General features: G+C 40.0%; 16 protein-coding genes and 1 tRNA gene. 9 read left to right on the top strand and 8 right to left on the bottom strand.

The window, feature by feature from the left end:
• Positions 1 to 274: 274 nt before the first annotated feature.
• Positions 275 to 1,357: a DNA topoisomerase IV subunit A gene (locus tag QXI54_00250; protein MEM0301586.1), complete on the bottom strand. Its 1,083-nt coding sequence runs from the start codon at positions 1,355 to 1,357 to the stop codon at positions 275 to 277.
• 73 nt (positions 1,358 to 1,430) lie between these two features.
• Between QXI54_00250 and surE the strand changes: the two genes are divergently transcribed.
• The 3 genes from surE to QXI54_00235 are packed head-to-tail and all read left to right on the top strand — an operon-like array spanning position 1,431 to position 3,263.
• Positions 1,431 to 2,201 (top strand): 5'/3'-nucleotidase SurE, encoded by a 771-nt coding sequence (gene surE, locus QXI54_00245; GenBank protein MEM0301585.1) that lies wholly within the window; start codon positions 1,431 to 1,433, stop codon positions 2,199 to 2,201.
• Complete coding sequence (gene rpiA / locus QXI54_00240) at positions 2,185 to 2,853, top strand: ribose-5-phosphate isomerase RpiA (protein ID MEM0301584.1); 669 nt, start codon at positions 2,185 to 2,187, stop codon at positions 2,851 to 2,853. Before surE ends, rpiA begins: the two co-directional genes overlap by 17 nt.
• Before the next feature lie 44 nt (positions 2,854 to 2,897).
• Positions 2,898 to 3,263, top strand: coding sequence for a response regulator (locus tag QXI54_00235; protein MEM0301583.1), 366 nt, complete (start codon positions 2,898 to 2,900; stop codon positions 3,261 to 3,263).
• A gap of 388 nt (positions 3,264 to 3,651) precedes the next feature.
• Here QXI54_00235 and QXI54_00230 read toward each other — a convergent pair.
• A tRNA-Gly gene (locus QXI54_00230) sits at positions 3,652 to 3,722 on the bottom strand.
• Between the two features lie 107 nt (positions 3,723 to 3,829).
• On the opposite strand from QXI54_00230, the gene QXI54_00225 reads away from it, so the two are divergent.
• Positions 3,830 to 4,018, top strand: a complete 189-nt coding sequence (locus tag QXI54_00225; GenBank protein MEM0301582.1) for a DUF2116 family Zn-ribbon domain-containing protein — start codon at positions 3,830 to 3,832, stop codon at positions 4,016 to 4,018.
• Here the strand turns inward: QXI54_00225 and purF are convergent.
• From purF to QXI54_00210, 3 genes are read right to left on the bottom strand one after another with little or no spacing between them, the layout of a single operon-like run.
• Positions 4,007 to 5,365: an amidophosphoribosyltransferase gene (purF, locus tag QXI54_00220; protein MEM0301581.1), complete on the bottom strand. Its 1,359-nt coding sequence runs from the start codon at positions 5,363 to 5,365 to the stop codon at positions 4,007 to 4,009. The genes QXI54_00225 and purF overlap by 12 nt on opposite strands.
• Positions 5,365 to 5,544, bottom strand: a complete 180-nt coding sequence (locus tag QXI54_00215; GenBank protein ID MEM0301580.1) for a 50S ribosomal protein L37e — start codon at positions 5,542 to 5,544, stop codon at positions 5,365 to 5,367. Before QXI54_00215 ends, purF begins: the two co-directional genes overlap by 1 nt.
• Positions 5,544 to 5,777: an LSm family protein gene (locus tag QXI54_00210; GenBank protein MEM0301579.1), complete on the bottom strand. Its 234-nt coding sequence runs from the start codon at positions 5,775 to 5,777 to the stop codon at positions 5,544 to 5,546. The genes QXI54_00215 and QXI54_00210 overlap by 1 nt, the downstream gene beginning before the upstream one ends.
• 144 nt (positions 5,778 to 5,921) lie before the next feature.
• Here QXI54_00210 and QXI54_00205 point away from each other — a divergent pair, with 144 nt between their 5' ends.
• The 5 genes from QXI54_00205 to QXI54_00185 are packed head-to-tail and all read left to right on the top strand — an operon-like array spanning position 5,922 to position 11,938.
• Complete coding sequence (locus QXI54_00205) at positions 5,922 to 6,953, top strand: mRNA surveillance protein pelota (GenBank protein MEM0301578.1); 1,032 nt, start codon at positions 5,922 to 5,924, stop codon at positions 6,951 to 6,953.
• Positions 6,916 to 8,151: an MFS transporter gene (locus QXI54_00200; GenBank protein MEM0301577.1), complete on the top strand. Its 1,236-nt coding sequence runs from the start codon at positions 6,916 to 6,918 to the stop codon at positions 8,149 to 8,151. The genes QXI54_00205 and QXI54_00200 overlap by 38 nt, the downstream gene beginning before the upstream one ends.
• A gap of 52 nt (positions 8,152 to 8,203) precedes the next feature.
• Complete coding sequence (locus QXI54_00195) at positions 8,204 to 9,706, top strand: type II/IV secretion system ATPase subunit (protein ID MEM0301576.1); 1,503 nt, start codon at positions 8,204 to 8,206, stop codon at positions 9,704 to 9,706.
• Positions 9,703 to 11,541 carry a type II secretion system F family protein gene (locus tag QXI54_00190; protein MEM0301575.1) on the top strand — a complete coding sequence of 613 codons (1,839 nt, stop codon included), beginning with the start codon at positions 9,703 to 9,705 and terminating at the stop codon, positions 11,539 to 11,541. The genes QXI54_00195 and QXI54_00190 overlap by 4 nt, the downstream gene beginning before the upstream one ends.
• The gene (locus tag QXI54_00185) at positions 11,516 to 11,938 is read left to right on the top strand and encodes a hypothetical protein (GenBank protein MEM0301574.1); all 423 of its coding nucleotides are present in this window, start codon (positions 11,516 to 11,518) and stop codon (positions 11,936 to 11,938) included. Before QXI54_00190 ends, QXI54_00185 begins: the two co-directional genes overlap by 26 nt.
• Here the strand turns inward: QXI54_00185 and QXI54_00180 are convergent.
• From QXI54_00180 to QXI54_00170, 3 genes are read right to left on the bottom strand one after another with little or no spacing between them, the layout of a single operon-like run.
• Entirely contained in the window at positions 11,925 to 13,100 is a 1,176-nt protein-coding gene (locus tag QXI54_00180; GenBank protein MEM0301573.1) for a TldD/PmbA family protein, read from the bottom strand. The two genes, QXI54_00185 and QXI54_00180, sit on opposite strands and share 14 nt — an antisense overlap.
• Positions 13,100 to 14,374 carry a TldD/PmbA family protein gene (locus QXI54_00175; protein MEM0301572.1) on the bottom strand — a complete coding sequence of 425 codons (1,275 nt, stop codon included), beginning with the start codon at positions 14,372 to 14,374 and terminating at the stop codon, positions 13,100 to 13,102. Before QXI54_00175 ends, QXI54_00180 begins: the two co-directional genes overlap by 1 nt.
• A complete protein-coding gene (locus QXI54_00170; GenBank protein ID MEM0301571.1) occupies positions 14,367 to 15,758 on the bottom strand; it encodes an NAD(P)/FAD-dependent oxidoreductase in 1,392 nt (463 codons plus the stop codon). The genes QXI54_00175 and QXI54_00170 overlap by 8 nt, the downstream gene beginning before the upstream one ends.
• Between the last annotated feature and the right edge of the window lies 1 nt (position 15,759).

Genomic DNA, 15,759 nt, shown 5'->3' with positions numbered 1-15,759 from the left:
TTTATTTTCAAGTTGTAAAATAGTCGAATTGCCTTCCTTGAATTCTCGATTTTTTGAATGGCTTGATTCTCGTTTTGAAGGCTGTGGAGTTTTATTTTCGCTGGATATCTCATATGAGTTGCCAACCGAGTTGCCAACTATGTATATGAAAAACCACTCTCTATCACGGTAGATCTCCGCTTCGCAACCAATAAGCTCGGAAAAATCACAAAAAGTCATACTTTCCGAAGTAGAGCATTATGTGATACCATCTGGAATTGATTCATTATTATTTTTAGATTATTCCCATTTCAGTGAGCTTCTCCGGGAGATACACGTCTGTAACGTAATCTAACCCGTATTTTGCCAAGGCCTGCTGCTCTGACTTTTTGTTTAGCTCCAATTGCAGTTTTACCTCTTTTCGCCAGAAATCTGTATCAAACCTTGGATCTGTGAGTATTGCATTGAGAGCTTTTATGTCTTCGTCTGTTAATTTATCCGATGGCAAATCGTATCTTACAATATCTGAAGGTGTGACACCCAGAAACTTCGCATCGGGGGTTGCGAGATATTCTGACAAATGAGCGGACTTTATACTCCCGTAAGCAACACTTGCATAGATTCTGTAACTCCAAGGATCACCATCCGTAAAAACTACAACAGGGATGTTTAGCTCTGTGTTTAACCTTCGCAAAAGTCTTCTTGTACTTCTTGCTGGCTGCCCTTTGAGATGAACGATTATTGCATTAAACTTCTCATCAAAACCGTTTTCTACAAGCCTATCCCGCATACCTCCAGTTTCTATGGCAATTGCAAATTTTGCATCGTGATCAACGAATTGCAGTTTGTCCACATTCACAGGTATCTGATATCCACCTTCGCCAACATCGTCTTGACAGTGTATTTCTTTTATTCCTCTTCTTGTTTCCTCTCTGATCCGGATTGGTCCAACAATTGTTGCTCCATCTTCTTCTGGTCGAATGTGAAATTGTTCTCTCTGATAACCCGAAAGGATTTCGAGATCTTCGATTAGCCTGTCACTTTCGTCCTGTTCATCAAATTTTGCATACCCCCAGCTCTCTGTTATGTAGTAAAGCTCTCTGAGTGTTGAGGATTTATTTACAGCAAGCTGTTCTTTAAGAAAACCAATTACATATGCCATCTTCAGGATTTTTAATGCGCCCTTAATAGTTTTTGCAGAAGTAATGGATTTCTTATCCCCATAAACCCAAACCCCAGAATCTTCATCGAATTCTATGTTGAACTTCGTTCTTGTGGAAATACTCAATTCCGGGATGTGACCAGATTTCATCTGCTCGTAGAAATTTTCAAGAATTCCAAGAAGGGATGAAAGACATTTTCTTTCTACTTCGTTCATGTAAGCAATTTATACCAGAAATTAAAAAACTTTTTCTGAAAAGATTTATAGTCTGAAGGCTGTAATTAAGGAGATGATTCTGCTTACCAACGATGACGGTGTCTACTCAAAAGGACTTCGAGCAGCTTACACTGCGCTGAGCGAAATCGACGAAGTAGTCGTGGTTGCACCGATAACGCAGATGAGCGGAGTCGGTAGGAGCATCTCAATTATGCGCCCAGTCAGATTCTTCGAAATGGAGATAGATGGTATGAATTTGTACGCAATCGATGGAACACCAACTGATGCTGTGATCATCGGAATTTATGAGATAATGAAAAAATTGCCGGATTTAACGGTTTGTGGTATAAATCTCGGCGAAAATCTGTCTACAGAAGCTGTAACTACTTCTGGAACAGTTTGTGCTGCTCTCGAAGCTGCAACCCATGGAAGTAATGCGATAGCAATCTCGGTAGAGATGCACGAGCTTTTAAAGTTCGAGTTAAGTTGTAATTATGACTTTGAGAACGCAAAAAAGGTTTTAAAATGGATCGCAAGAAAAGTTTTAGAAAAAGGACTTCCAGATAGTGTAGATGTTTTGAATATCAATATTCCGAGAAATTTCACAGGAAAATTAGCGATAACAAGGCTTGCTAGAAAAATGTATGAAACGAAGGTAGAAAAGAGACTTGATCCGAGAGGCAGGGAATATTACTGGATTCATGGAATTGAAATCGAAAATGCAGAACCCGGAACGGATATACATGCACTTAGAAACGGGTTTGTTTCTATAACACCGATATCCTTAAATGCAACCTCAGATTGCGAAGCTTTAAGGGGCTGGATGGATGAATGGAAAATATAATGCTGCAAAAATTGCTCTTAGTCTAATAAAAGATGAAATGACGATTGGAATTGGAAGTGGAAGCACTGTAGAGGTTTTTTTGAACCTTCTCGGGGAAAGAATAAGGAAGGAGGGGATAAGAATTTATGGGATCCCAAGTTCTTACCAAGCAATGATTGCAGGAGCGAGAAACGGTATAATTATAACGGATTTGATTGAAAAAGAACCCGAAATCTGCATAGATGGGGCGGATCAGGTTGATGCCAAGCTGAACTGTATCAAGGGCGGGGGTGGAGCACTAACTCGAGAAAAAATACTGGCAAACGCCAGCAGAAAGGTAATAATAATTGTGGATGAGTCTAAACTTGTAGAGAAGCTTTCAATGCCAGTTCCAGTTGAAGTTATGCCCTTTGCATATGGTTACGTGCTTAGAAAACTATCTTCTGTCTGCAAACCAAAGCTCAGAGAGGCGAAAGGAAAGGTTGGACCTGTAATAACGGATAACGGAAATTTTATCTTGGACTGCGACTTTGGGATTATTGAGAACCCCGAAGAGCTCGAAAAAGAGCTAAAACTCGTGAGCGGGGTTATTGAAAATGGTGTGTTTCCAGCGAAAATGATTACTTCTGTCATAGTTGGTAACGATTTTTCTGCTAAGATTATAAAGAGATAAAAGGTTGCGAGAAATTTATATAGTGTTTGCGTTAAAGAAATTTCATGCCTGGAATAAAAAGGGTCATACTCATCGTAGATGACGACATTGCACTACTTGAAGCCTTGGAACTAATGCTTAAGGACAAATATGAAGTCGTGAAAGCAACAAATGGAAAAGAAGCTGTAAAGATCTACCAGAACATTAAACCAGACCTTGTTTTGACTGATATAGTCATGCCCGAGATGGATGGTATCGAAACTACCGAGAACATTCTACGTATTGATCCAAACGCAAAGATAGTGGGCATAACTGCTTATTATATGAGTAAAGAAAAAGATTTGTTAAAAGCCGGGGCTAAGGAAGTAATTGAGAAGCCTTTCACTCGCAAAAAGCTCATAGAAGTGATTGAGAAGCATCTAAAGGATTAATAACCCTGTTTGGAAAAATAATCCTAAAATTTGATTCAAATAACACTCTTAGCCCTTGCGACGGTTTTTGCAACTTTTACATTGCTTCTCGCCACTTTGAAGAAAGATTGCTACTCATCAAAGGATCTTAAAAAGATTTGTAGGAATTGGACCGCTTTTCACTACGGGGGGCTTTTACTCTCTATTACTCTCTATGATATTTCTGGCATTGTCCGCTATAATTTTCGAACCAGAAAAAATTGCTATTATTCCGTGGTTATTTGGGACTCAGTGTGAAAAAAGTTTATCTAAACCAAATTTAAGATTTGATTTTTCACTCGATTTTTCGGAGAGTTTCAGTTTCTTACAAGCGTAAAAGGATTAAAAAGTGGTTAATTGATTAAAAGCATGCGGTCGCCGGGATTTGAACCCGGGCAACGGGCTCGGGAAGCCCGTGTCCTGCCACTAGACTACGACCGCTTCGTTAGATCTTTTATTTAATACTGCTTATAAAGTTTGCCACAACACCAGCTCGAATGTTGTATTTTCTTTTGAAAAATTTTTTATATTGCGAATCAACGAACTCTATGCCCATTGTTCCACACCGCCATTGCATAGTGTGCGGAAAAGCGATAGAATTGGATAAATACTACTGTAGCGAAGAATGCGAAGAAAAGATGGAGAAAGAGAGAAAAAGGCAGAGAAATTTTACTTTGTTTATGTTTCTAATGCTACTGATTCTTCTGATAATATTCTGGCTACCCCTACTCCGATAACTCACCCGGAACTGGAACTGGATACCTGCCAGTAAGGCAGGCTATGCAAAACTCTTCCCCACCTAATTTCCTTAGAGCCTTTAGCAACCCTTCAAGACTGAGATAGTGCAAACTGTCCGCACCAACGATCTCTCTAATTTCTTCGACGGTGTGACTTGAAGCGATGAGTTCTTCTCTTGTCTTCATATCGATGCCAAAATAGCATGGAGCAATTATTGGTGGACTGCCGATTCTTAAATGAATTTCTTTTGCTCCCGCTTTTTTTATCATCTCCACTATTCTTTTTGAAGTTGTCGCTCTCACTATGCTGTCGTCCACAAGCACGATTCTTTTGCCAATCACGTTTTCCTTAATCACGTTCACTTTAAACTTTACCAGCAATTCTCTAAGCTCCTGTTTGGGCATGATAAAGGTTCTGCCTATGTATCGGTTCTTAATCAGACTTTCCATATATGGCAGTCCAGATCTTGTTGAATACCCTATGGCAGCAGTTATACCACTATCAGGAACCGCAGAAACAAAATCCGCGTTCGCTGGAGCTTCTTCAGCAAGTATTCTTCCCATTTCGGTCCTTGCCTTGTAAACATTAATCCCATCGATGATTGAATCTGGCCGGGCAAAGTATATGTATTCGAATACACAAACAGCCCTCTTTTTGCTTTTTGCAAATCTGAAAAATTCAAGTTCCCCATTTTCTATTATCACAGCTTCTCCTGGAGCGATATCCTTTATGAATTTCCCGCCGAGAGCATCGATGGCACAGCTTTCACTGCACACTATGTATCCATCATCAAGTTCTCCGACGCAAAGCGGTCTGAAGCCCAGTGGATCGCGATACGCAACGATTTTGTCGTTTATAAGTAAAACGCATGAGTGGCTTCCAACAAGCTTTGAGTTGAGTTCTTGAAGGTAGTCCTTGAAGTCGCCATCTTTGAGCAGTATTTTCGATAAAAGTTGTGCTATGATCTCAGAATCCGAATCAGATGTAAACACACCGCCGTCATTTTCGAGTTCTTTTCTCAGCTGCAAATGGTTGACGAGATTTCCATTATGTGCAACAGCTATACTTCCAATTTTTGACTTCACAACAAAAGGCTGGGCATTTTCCAACCTTGAAAGCCCTGTAGTTGAATACCTGACATGTCCTATAGCATATTTTGCCGGAATCAGATCTTCCTTAGTAAAAACTTCCGATACTAAGCCCATTTGTTTTTTATAGCGAAGGGTATCGCTAAAGAATGCTATTCCTGCAGATTCCTGCCCTCTATGTTGTAAGGAGAAAAGAGCATAATAAACATTTTCTCCCGCTAAGGACTTCTCACTATACACTCCCGCTATACCACACATTACACACTGTCCTTTGTTTTATTAACCCAGTTGTAACTTCTGAGCCTTTTACTTCTCCCAAAGCCACATGCCGCACAGTATCTTTTCCTCCAATGGAAAGAATTTCTACCACACCTCCTGCATCTAACGTGAACCATTTTTCTATTTCTTCTACCCATTGAAGCTGTTCCGTCTGACATCACTCACCACCCGAGTATGGAGACACAAAGACGACAGTATCCCCCCTAATTATTACGCTTCCAACCTTGCGTACGATCTCTCCGCCCTGAATCTCTTCAGCATTTAGAAGGACGAGATTCATGTGTATATCGTACCCATCAAGTGTTCCTCTGAATTCTCTTCCCCCTTTCAGTCTCACGATGACCGGAGACTTTAACGATTTGTTCAGGATATCCAACGGACGAACTGGCATTTCAAGACCCCCGTATTTCTTGAGCATCCTTCTTCCTCAGCTATTTAAAAGTATCGCTCTTGTATAGGCTGAGTTTTTAAAAGTTCAGTTTGGGGCATAAGAAAATCTTCAAGAATGTTTTAAAAATCGGGGGACATTTGAATTGTGCAGGTTTTGGAGGAAAATCTAAAAAATAATGAAGGGGAAATAAAGCTCATTCCCGAAAACTTGGATGATCTCTGGCACCTTAAATTTATTATCGAAAAAGGAGACATTGTTTTTTCGCTTACGAAAAGAGCTACTCACAGTGATGACAAGCTAAGGGGAGATAAAGAGCTTGTGACAGTCAGAATTGGGGTTGAAGTTGAAAAAGTGGAATTTCACAGATTTGCAAACAGACTCAGGGTTATGGGCAGAATTGTTGCTGGCGTGGAAGAAGCGGGCTTTCATACTTTAAACATAGTAGTTGGCAGAGAAGTGAGTATTTCAAAGAAGTGGAAAGAGGAGCAATTAAGAAGACTGAAAAAAGCTGTTGAAAGCTCAAAGAGGCCCGAAGTGGTTATATTGACTATAGAAGAGGGTGAAGCTATTGCGGGAGCTTTGCGAGAATGGGGGGTGGAGGAGATTTTTGAAAAAAGGTTTAGCTATGCTAAGGACTACGGTGGAATGAGAAGTGAATTCTTTGAAGAACTTTATGAGACCCTTAAAACAATAAACTTTAGATTTCTCGTGATCGCTGGGCCAGGATTTATAAAAAAAGACTTCTTGGAGTTTCTCAGACAAAGAGATTCGGAAATTGCAAAAAAGGCCGTATTGGTAGACACTTCTGCAATCGGCAGAAGAGGTTTTATAGAGGTTCTGAAAAGGGGGACCATAAATAAGTTAATTGGGGAGATAAGACTTGCAGAAGAGGCAGAGGTTGTGGAAAGACTGCTTGAAGGTATCGCGAAGGGCCAAAAAGTAAGTTATGGAATTGAAGACGTTAAAAAAGCCAAAGAGTATGGGGCTATAGAGATTCTTCTTGTTTCAGACGATTTCCTGCTGAGAGAGAGGGAAAAATGGGATATCGATACATTTATGGAAGAAGTTGAGAGAACCGGTGGTAAAGTTTTAATAATGAGCTCGGAATTCGAGCCGGGAGAGGTTGTATCAAAGCTTGGTGGTATATGTGCGATTCTCAGATTTGAAATCAAATAAGTGGGCAATCTTTTCAGTATTGGCATTCATTTACTTTTTCGTATATTTCCACAGAACTTCGCCCGCAGTAATGGCAGATGAATTTATGAGAGAATTCGCAGTTTCCGCACTTGCCGTTGGAATACTGTCTTCTGCCTATTTTTATCCTTATGCGGTTTTGCAAATACCCGTAGGTGTCCTTTCAGACACAAAGGGTGCAAAATGGACCGTTATGGTCTTCACATCAATAGCCTTTTTTGGTGTTTTAACGCTTGTTCTTGCTTTTAGCTACGAAATGGCGGTTTTTTCGAGATTGCTCATAGGAATAGGCGTAGCAGGAGTTTACGTGCCAACTGTAAAAATAATATCTGTTTGGTTCAAACACAACGAATTTGCAACCGCCATGGGTATTCTTTTTGCGATAGGAAATCTTGGAGCAATCCTTTCAGCTTATCCTCTGGCCTTGGCTATAGAGGTCCTTAGTTGGAGAATTCCTTTTGTTTTTATTGCTTTAATAAGCTTGATTCTGCTATTTTTGTGTTGGAAAATAGTAGAAGATGCTCCTACCGGGTTTAAAGAGGAAAAGATTAGAAAAGAAGACCTCAAGTTAATACTTGGCAACTTCTCTCTATGGCTAATCGCGATATCCGCGATGCTTAGATATGGTATAGTTATGGGTTATCAGGGGCTTTGGGGAGGCCCTTATTTGATTGACGTTTACGGAATGACAAAAGGGGCTGCAGGAACGATTCTAACGCTAGTTGGAGTAGGAACGATTATTGGATCAATTCTTTTTGGCAAAATTTCGGATTCAATTGGGCTAAAAAAGATGATTTTAATTCTTGGAGGTCTGGGATTCACAATAGCCTGGCTACCTCTTGTTTTATTCACTTCAACTCTCGATATTTCTTTAGTTTGTCTTATATCCTTCTTAGTCGGTTTCTTTTCCAGCACAGGTCCAGTTGCATATGCAATCGTAAAGGAGCTCTTTCCACTCAGAATGACCGGGCTTTCGATGAGTGTTGTTAACGTGTTTCCTTTTTTTGGTGCAGCAATATTTCAGACTGTGATGGGTTACTTAATGGACTCTGTCGGAAAAGTAGACTCGATTTATCCTGCAGAAGCTTACCAACTTTCGTTTGAATTCTGCCTCATTGCATCAATTATTTCTGTGCTTTGTGTAGTCTTTGTAAAGGAAAAACAGAATAGAGAGAGCTGATTACAAATTTTGCAGAAAAAAATATATATCCCAGAAAGCAAAAATTATCGAAATGCTGGAAAGATATCGCATACTCAGGGAATTCATAAAATCGGAAATAATTGAGGACGTAAAGTTTGACAATGTTGTTACTGAATACTGGGTTGCAGAACCGTTTATAAAAATAGTAATCTTTGAAGATGTTGAATTAAACAAATTGAGGTATCATGCGATTGAGCCGTCGTTGAATGTTGAGGAGCTCAAACTTCTTTCCTCAGTGCTTGTAGATTTAAGACGCGTTCTAACTCTCTACGATGTTACACTTGAGCTCGAGGAAAGGGCAAAAGTGCTTGTAAAGAGTTTTGAAAAAATAGTGAAGGAATACGGAATCGTGGTGGACAGTGATCTCTATTCGAGAATGCTTTACTATCTCTTCAGAGAATTTTTCGGATTCAGCATCATTGAGCCCCTTATGGTTGATCCAAATGTTGAAGATATTTCCTGTGATGGTTATGAGATCCCGATTTTCGTCTACCAGAAAAACTATGGATACCTTGAAACAAACATTAAGATTCCAAAATCCGCTCTGGATAGGCTTGTAATGCTTCTAACGCAAAAAAGTGGAAAACACATCTCTCTGGCAAACCCAATTGTCGACTCAACGCTCCCGGATGGAAGTAGGCTTCAGGCTACTTTTGGAACAGAGGTAACCCCAAGGGGTTCAAGCTTTACGATTAGAAAATTTACAGCTCAGCCACTGACACCACTCGATCTCGTGAGATCAGGAACGATTCCACTTGGAATCATGGCGTATCTCTGGCTTGCGATAGAGCATAAGCTTTCGATAATCGTAGTTGGAGAGACCGCAAGCGGGAAAACTACGACACTTAATGCAATCCTCATGTTCGTCCCACCAGATGCAAAGGTTGTGTCAATTGAGGACACGAGAGAGATAAAGCTCTATCATGAAAACTGGCTTGCTCAGGTAACAAGAACAGGTATAGGAGAGCAGGAAATAGACATGTATGCCCTTCTAAAAGCTGCTTTAAGGCAGAGACCAGATTATATTGTGGTAGGTGAAGTTAGAGGAAAAGAAGCCCAGACCTTATTTCAAGCCATGTCTACAGGGCATGCGAGCTATTCAACATTCCACGCTGGAGATATAAACCAGATGGTCTACAGATTCGAGAGTGATCCTCTAAATGTCCCGAGGAGTATGCTACAGTTTCTGGACATAGTGCTTGTTCAAAACATGTATCTAATTGGTGGAAGAAGAATAAGGAGAACCAAAGAGGTGAATGAAATACTGGGAATAGACCCAGTGGACAAAAATCTTCTCGTTAACCAGTTTGCAAAATGGGATGCGAAGAAAGATGCACATATCGAAGTTAGTTTGCCGAAAAAGCTTGAAAAAATAGCTATGTCAAGAGTGGACGACGTGTATGTTGAGCTCGAAAGGAGGAAAAAGTATCTCGAGTGGATGATAAAGAAAGGGATCAGGGATTATGCTGAGTTTACGAAATTAATTCATAACTATTATAGAAATCCAGAAATTGCATTTTCGAAAGTCCTATGAATGCACCACATTTCATGAAAAAATACTTTAGAAATAAGATCGAAGAGAATCCAAGCAAATACTCAGACTTAGACAAAACTATTGAGAAGGCAAGACTCCGGATTACAACCCCAGAATTGCTTGCATCAGCTTTATTTTACCCTCTAATTGCAATGTTAATAGGAGTGTTTACTGGGGTTATAATATCAATTATTATAAAAAATTCTTTTGGAATTGAGTTCGTTTTCATCGGTGGCGGAATGGTGGAGTTCTGGAAGATTCAAATCGCCATCTCACTCCTTTTTGCGCTCATATTTTTTGGATTAACCCGTTACATTATCCTTTCCTATCCATATTATGTAGCGAGCTCCAGAGCTGGAAAAATCGACGCAGCACTTCCACATGCAGTTAACATGCTTCTCGGAATGGCAAAGGGAAATGTTCCAATAATCTCTGCTATAAGGTTCATCGCTGAGAACAAACATCTTTTCAGCGAACTCAGTGTCGAATTTGAGAAAATAGTAGTTCTTGTTGAAATGGGTTGGGATTTAGGGAGTGCGATGAAATTTGTTGCAGAGACGACCCCATCCGAAAAGCTAAGAGTTTTTATTGAGAATTTCGTAGACGTATACAGAGGTGGAGGAAATATTCTAGATTATCTGAAATCAAAATCTGACCAGTTTTTTTCAGAAAAAGAGAGGCTATACACACTTTATTCCGAGTCTATGCAGATCATTGCAGAAATCTACTTAGCACTTTTCATCGTTGCCCCACTCTTTCTCCTTATAGTTCTGATCGTTTTCAACATGATGGGTAGCTCGACTATCGGGATTTACAGACTTTTTCTTTATTCCGTTTTACCCGCCGGTTCAATCTTTGTTTTATGGTTAGCATATTCATCTACTGCACGAGAGAGCAGGGCAGTTGCAAAAGTGGAGAGCGAGGTTGAAGAGGTCATGGCAAGAACATCGCAACGACCTTCTGGTTTTCGCTTTGCAAAGCTAAGAAGAACTATTAACGCTATCAGGAGCTTTCTCCTTTATCCGATCCTCGAAATGCCTTACGTTATTAGCTTCAAATACCTCCTATTCTACCTATTATTACCTCCAGTAGTCTTTTCTCTCATCTTTTATGGTAGAATGGAGTTTGATTACCTGATTTTTACAACTTTGTTTGCATTTGGATTGCCATCGATCTTCTTCATCGAATATCGTGAAAGACTGCTTAGAAGGGCAGAAAGAGAGCTTCCAGAATTCTTAAAACAGCTCGCTTCGCTAAACGAAGCAGGATTAAATGTTGTCGAAGCCTTAAAGAATATCAGCGATACTGAAGCGGGAGTTTTGAATAGGGAGATAAAAGCTATCAAGAGAAGGGTTGAATGGGGCGAACTCATCACTTCTGCTTTCGCCAGACTTGAGCACAGAATTAAAAGCAGCATTTTCCAGAAGGCTATATCAATGCTTGTAAAGGCTATAGAAGCATCTCCATCAATAAAAGAAGCCCTGATTGTTGCCTCAAACTTCTCGCTGTTGGAGATTGAGATGAGAAACAGACTCAGAGATATGATGAGCTCTTATATAATAATAATCTACCTTGCATTTGGTGTATTTCTATACACTGCATACGTGCTAATAAAGAACATGCTTTCTATATTTACATCCATCGAAAAAAGTCAGCTTACAACAGCAATAAACTTATCGGAACTTGAAGGGGTATTTATGGAGACTTCAATACTCGTTGCAGTCTTTTCTGGACTCGCTGCTGGTGTGATGGGCGAAGGCAGAGTTGAGGCCGGATTGAAGCACATATTTTTGCTCGGGGCAATCTCCTATGTCTTCTTCAAATTCATTGTATAAGACAAGAATCTCTGCACACTTCGTAGATGCATTTGTTTCAGAAGGAGAAATTGTCTCTGTTGAAGGCTGGCTCACGTTCTATGATGATAAAGAGAAGGAGTGGAAACCGCTCGATGGCAGGATAAAGTTCTATCTTGACGGAAAAGAGATGGGTGAATGTGAAGCAAGAATGGGTTCTTTTCTTTTCTCCTTCCCGTCTCCATCTATTGGAAAACACAGGATAGACCTAAAATTCAAGGCTCCAGGATATGAGCCAAGCTATAAATCGCTCGATTTTGAAGTCGTTGAAAGAGAGAAGAAAACCAGTCTTATTAGACTGGCAAGAATGGCATTTCTTCTTATAATGCTACTTGTAGTCGTTCTATTTCTTTCAATTTTTATTGCTAAACGATTTTAACGTTTCTAAATCTTATGGAAGGACTAATTGTATTCTCAACTTGCTTTAAATCGCCGCTAAAACCTTCTATGTTTTTCAGCATATTAAAGATGTTTCCGTAAATCATAGCCCCTTTTATCGCTTTTCCATCAAATTCTGCGTTCATACACTCTACACTAAAATCGCCACTAAGCGGATTTGCAGTGTGAGTGCCTATAAAGCTGTGAATAAGCAGAGCTCCCTCGATGTCTGCTTTATCTTTTATTTCTATCAGCAAGTTGCTCGGCGCAGGTGCTGGATAGGATTCTATGGACTCTCTTAAACCGTTTCCTGTAATTCCAAAACTTTTAGAGTTTTTCCAGTCGGAATAAAAGCAAAGCACTTCTCGGTCTGCAAGAGTTTTTCTTCTGGCACTTACTCCTTCGTCGTCAAAAGGATAACTCTCCAGTCCTCCCTCTATCGTTGGATCGTCTATAATTTTTAATTCGCCTAAGTAGTAGCCCTTTTTAAGCAAACTTCTCCCCTTTGATACATTTTCAGCTGATAGAGCCGGATAGAGAGTATTTGAAAGGAGCTGATGAACAGCATAAGGTGTTAAAACAATGTCGTAATTTCCGCTATCAATTTTTACAGCTTTTGAAGACTCAATTGCAAGCTTTTCCGCATAACTTGCTGTTTCAGCAATTTTTAACTTTCTTGTCCTACTTTCATCCTGTGCAAACCCACTCCCATTTTCATATATGCATTCTATCGAAAATAAAGAATATGTTTCCTTTCTGCTGAGCTCCGAACCGCCAGAATTTGTGATTTTGGCTTCCAAAACAAAGTGCCCTATGAATGCACTCGCTATTTTTGCCTTTTCAACTGAACTTATTAGAAGTTCATATTCTTCCTTCAAAAAATCAGTTGTTGTGTTTTCAATACTTTTGTCGTAAATTCCACATACATTTGCAGGCTTTTCATTCGGAAAACCATTCAAAGTTTCTTCTGAAATCTTTGCAATCTTTTTTGCATTTTCCATGGCTTTTTCAACATTGTTGCCCGCAGAGAATCCAACCTTTCCATCAATGATAACTCGAACTGCATATGAGGAGTTCGCCGATGATCGAATTTGCTTGAGCTTCCCTCCCGAAATTTCTGCAATAATTCCTTGTGTTCTTTCTTCGTAGATCTCCCATTCCATTAGGCACCACCAACTTTAGTTCTGCACAAAACTGGGGGAGCACCATCCGCCACTGGAACAGTTTGAAAAGCTTTTCCGCAGAATCCGGGATCAAATTCTATCTCTTTTCCGAGTTCAACGTTTTTCAAAATCTCGATTGTCCCCATTAATGAGACGTCTCTGATCATCTCCGATATCTCTCCATTCTTTACAATATAGCCATACTGTGCACTAAACTGGAAATAACCAGTAGCCGGGTTTGTCTCACCCCCTCTTGAGCCTACAAGATAAACGCCATTTTTGCAAAGTTCAAGCAATTCTTCGAATTCCAAATCACCAGCCTTAAGATACGTATTGCTCATTCTGACAATTGGGAAAGCTACACCCTCACTTCTTGCATTCCCCGGATCCCCTCCAAGCTTTTTAGCAGTTTCTTTATTATGTAGATAGCTCTTTAGAATTCCATTCTCTACCAATACCTTCTTTCTCGCCCTGACACCCTCATCATCGAATGGATAGAAGCCAAATTCCTCTATTGTAGGATCGTCTACGATGGTTACGTTTTCACCGGCAATTTTCTCCCCAATCCTCCCACTAAGAACACTTGCTCCCTCAAGAACGTGATCAGCTTCGACTGCATGCCCAAATGCTTCATGAATAAATACCCCTGCAAGTTCTGGATTCATTAAAACATTCATTTCCCCGGAAGGCGGGGTTTTGGCTTTTAAAAGCTTTGGTAGAACTTCATTGATTTCTTCTGTAAGTTCAAAAACTCTTTCAAGCTTTTCCCATCCACCAGGTTTCATCAAACGTTTTGAAATGAATTGCAGGCTTTCATCTTTGCCAATTGCTACGATTGAAACACCAATTCTTGGCACTGTATACCGAACCTCATTTCCACATGAGTCCCGATATTCGAATCTTTTAAAGCTCTCGATATAGCCTATCCTTTTTGTTTCCGTCAAAATGCTCTTGTTCAGCTCTTTAAGTAGATTCAACTTCTCTTCAATGCTTATATCTCTGGGGTCAATTTTCATTTTAAACTCGTATTCTCCCTTTGACTCCACATCGAGAATCTCCACATCGCCCTTTATTATTGCGTTCTTCTCAGCCATTCTGATTCCTTCAGAATCGCTAATCAAACCCTCAAAGACGCCCCAAAAGCCATTTTTTAGAACTCTAAAGCTCTTTGAATGAAATTGTGTAATTTTTGGTCTCTCAATCACACCGTTCTCCATTAAAAGGGTTAGACTTTCAACTTCAACTTCACGGATATCGAAAAACATTCTAACCATCCTTAAGAATGCTCTCTGCAGCGATTAAGCCTGTGACTGCTGCACCAACAATACCCCTGCTTATTCCCGCCCCATCTCCAATCGCATAAACGTGAGGTATGCTCGTTCGCATACCTTCGTCCACTTTGAGTTTTAACGAGTAAAATTTCACTTCCGGAGCGTAAAGAAGGGTGGAGTCATCTGCTACTCCGTTAATAACCTTATCCAGCCTTTCCAGTGCATCCACAATGTCGTCTATGACTCTACTTGGATATGCCAAGCATATATCTCCGGGAATTGCAGTCTTTAGAGTTGGTTGAACGAGCCTATTATTCCTTATTCTGCTTTCAGTGCTCCTTCTCCCAAGTCTTAAATCTTTGAGTCTCTGAACGATTGGATTCCCACCTCCGAGCTTTGTTGTAACTCTTGCAAGGTCTCTTCCCCATTCATTTGGCTCGTCAAATGGTTCGGTAAATTCGTAATGACCCAGCAATGCGAAATTCGTATTGTTTGATTTTTCCTTCGCCTTGCTATGTCCATTTACTAAACAAAAATCCCCATAATCTTCTCTTATCACCCATCCTCTTGGACAAGTGCAGAAAGTTCGCATGTAGTCGTCATGTCTTTTTGTAATAACTCTAAGCTTAGGGTCGTAGATTGTAGAAGTAATATCATCCATGATGGATGCCGGCACTTCAACTCTAACACCAACATCGATCGCCTTCGAGTTTTCAGCAATATCTATTTTATACTTTTTAACCCATTTTTCAAGCCAGTCAGATCCACTTCTTCCAACCGCAATTATAAGCTTCTCATAGCCAAATTTCTCGCCTTTATTAGTTTTTACGATTTTATTTTTTGGATCTATATCCAAAACTGTCCTTTCCGTGTAAATCTCGACACCCTTCTTTTTAAGTGATTCTTCGAGACTTTTGATGACTCTTGGCAATTCATCACTCCCCACGTGTCTTTGCCTTAATGGAACGAATTCAATTCCTGCAGCATTTGCCTGCTTAAGAAATCTATCGAGTTTAGCCTCATCATCCCCGTAGAGCTCACCAGATACTCCATGTGCTGAAAAGATTTCGTCAACTTCTTTCATTTTTTCAATTAAATATCTTGGACTCAAAAATTCAAAATCACCACCTACGGTAAAACTTGACGGATAATTCGGATTAACATAGTTCAGCTTCCCATCTGAAAGTCCTCCGGCACCACCAACACCAGAAGTGATGTTGCAGGGGTTGCATTTTTTGCAGTAACTTTGCGAAAGATCGCTTGGACATTTACGCTTCGATATATCTCTTCCCATTTCAAAAATCGCAACTTTTTTACTTTCTGCAAGTTTATATGCTGCAAACATTCCTCCCGGCCCAGCACCGACAATTACAACGTCGAATTTCATA

Source organism: Archaeoglobaceae archaeon (assembly GCA_038734275.1).
Classification (GTDB): domain Archaea; phylum Halobacteriota; class Archaeoglobi; order Archaeoglobales; family Archaeoglobaceae; genus WYZ-LMO2.
Note: the sequence above shows the minus strand (reverse complement) of the source record. Positions and strands in the feature narration are given on the sequence as shown.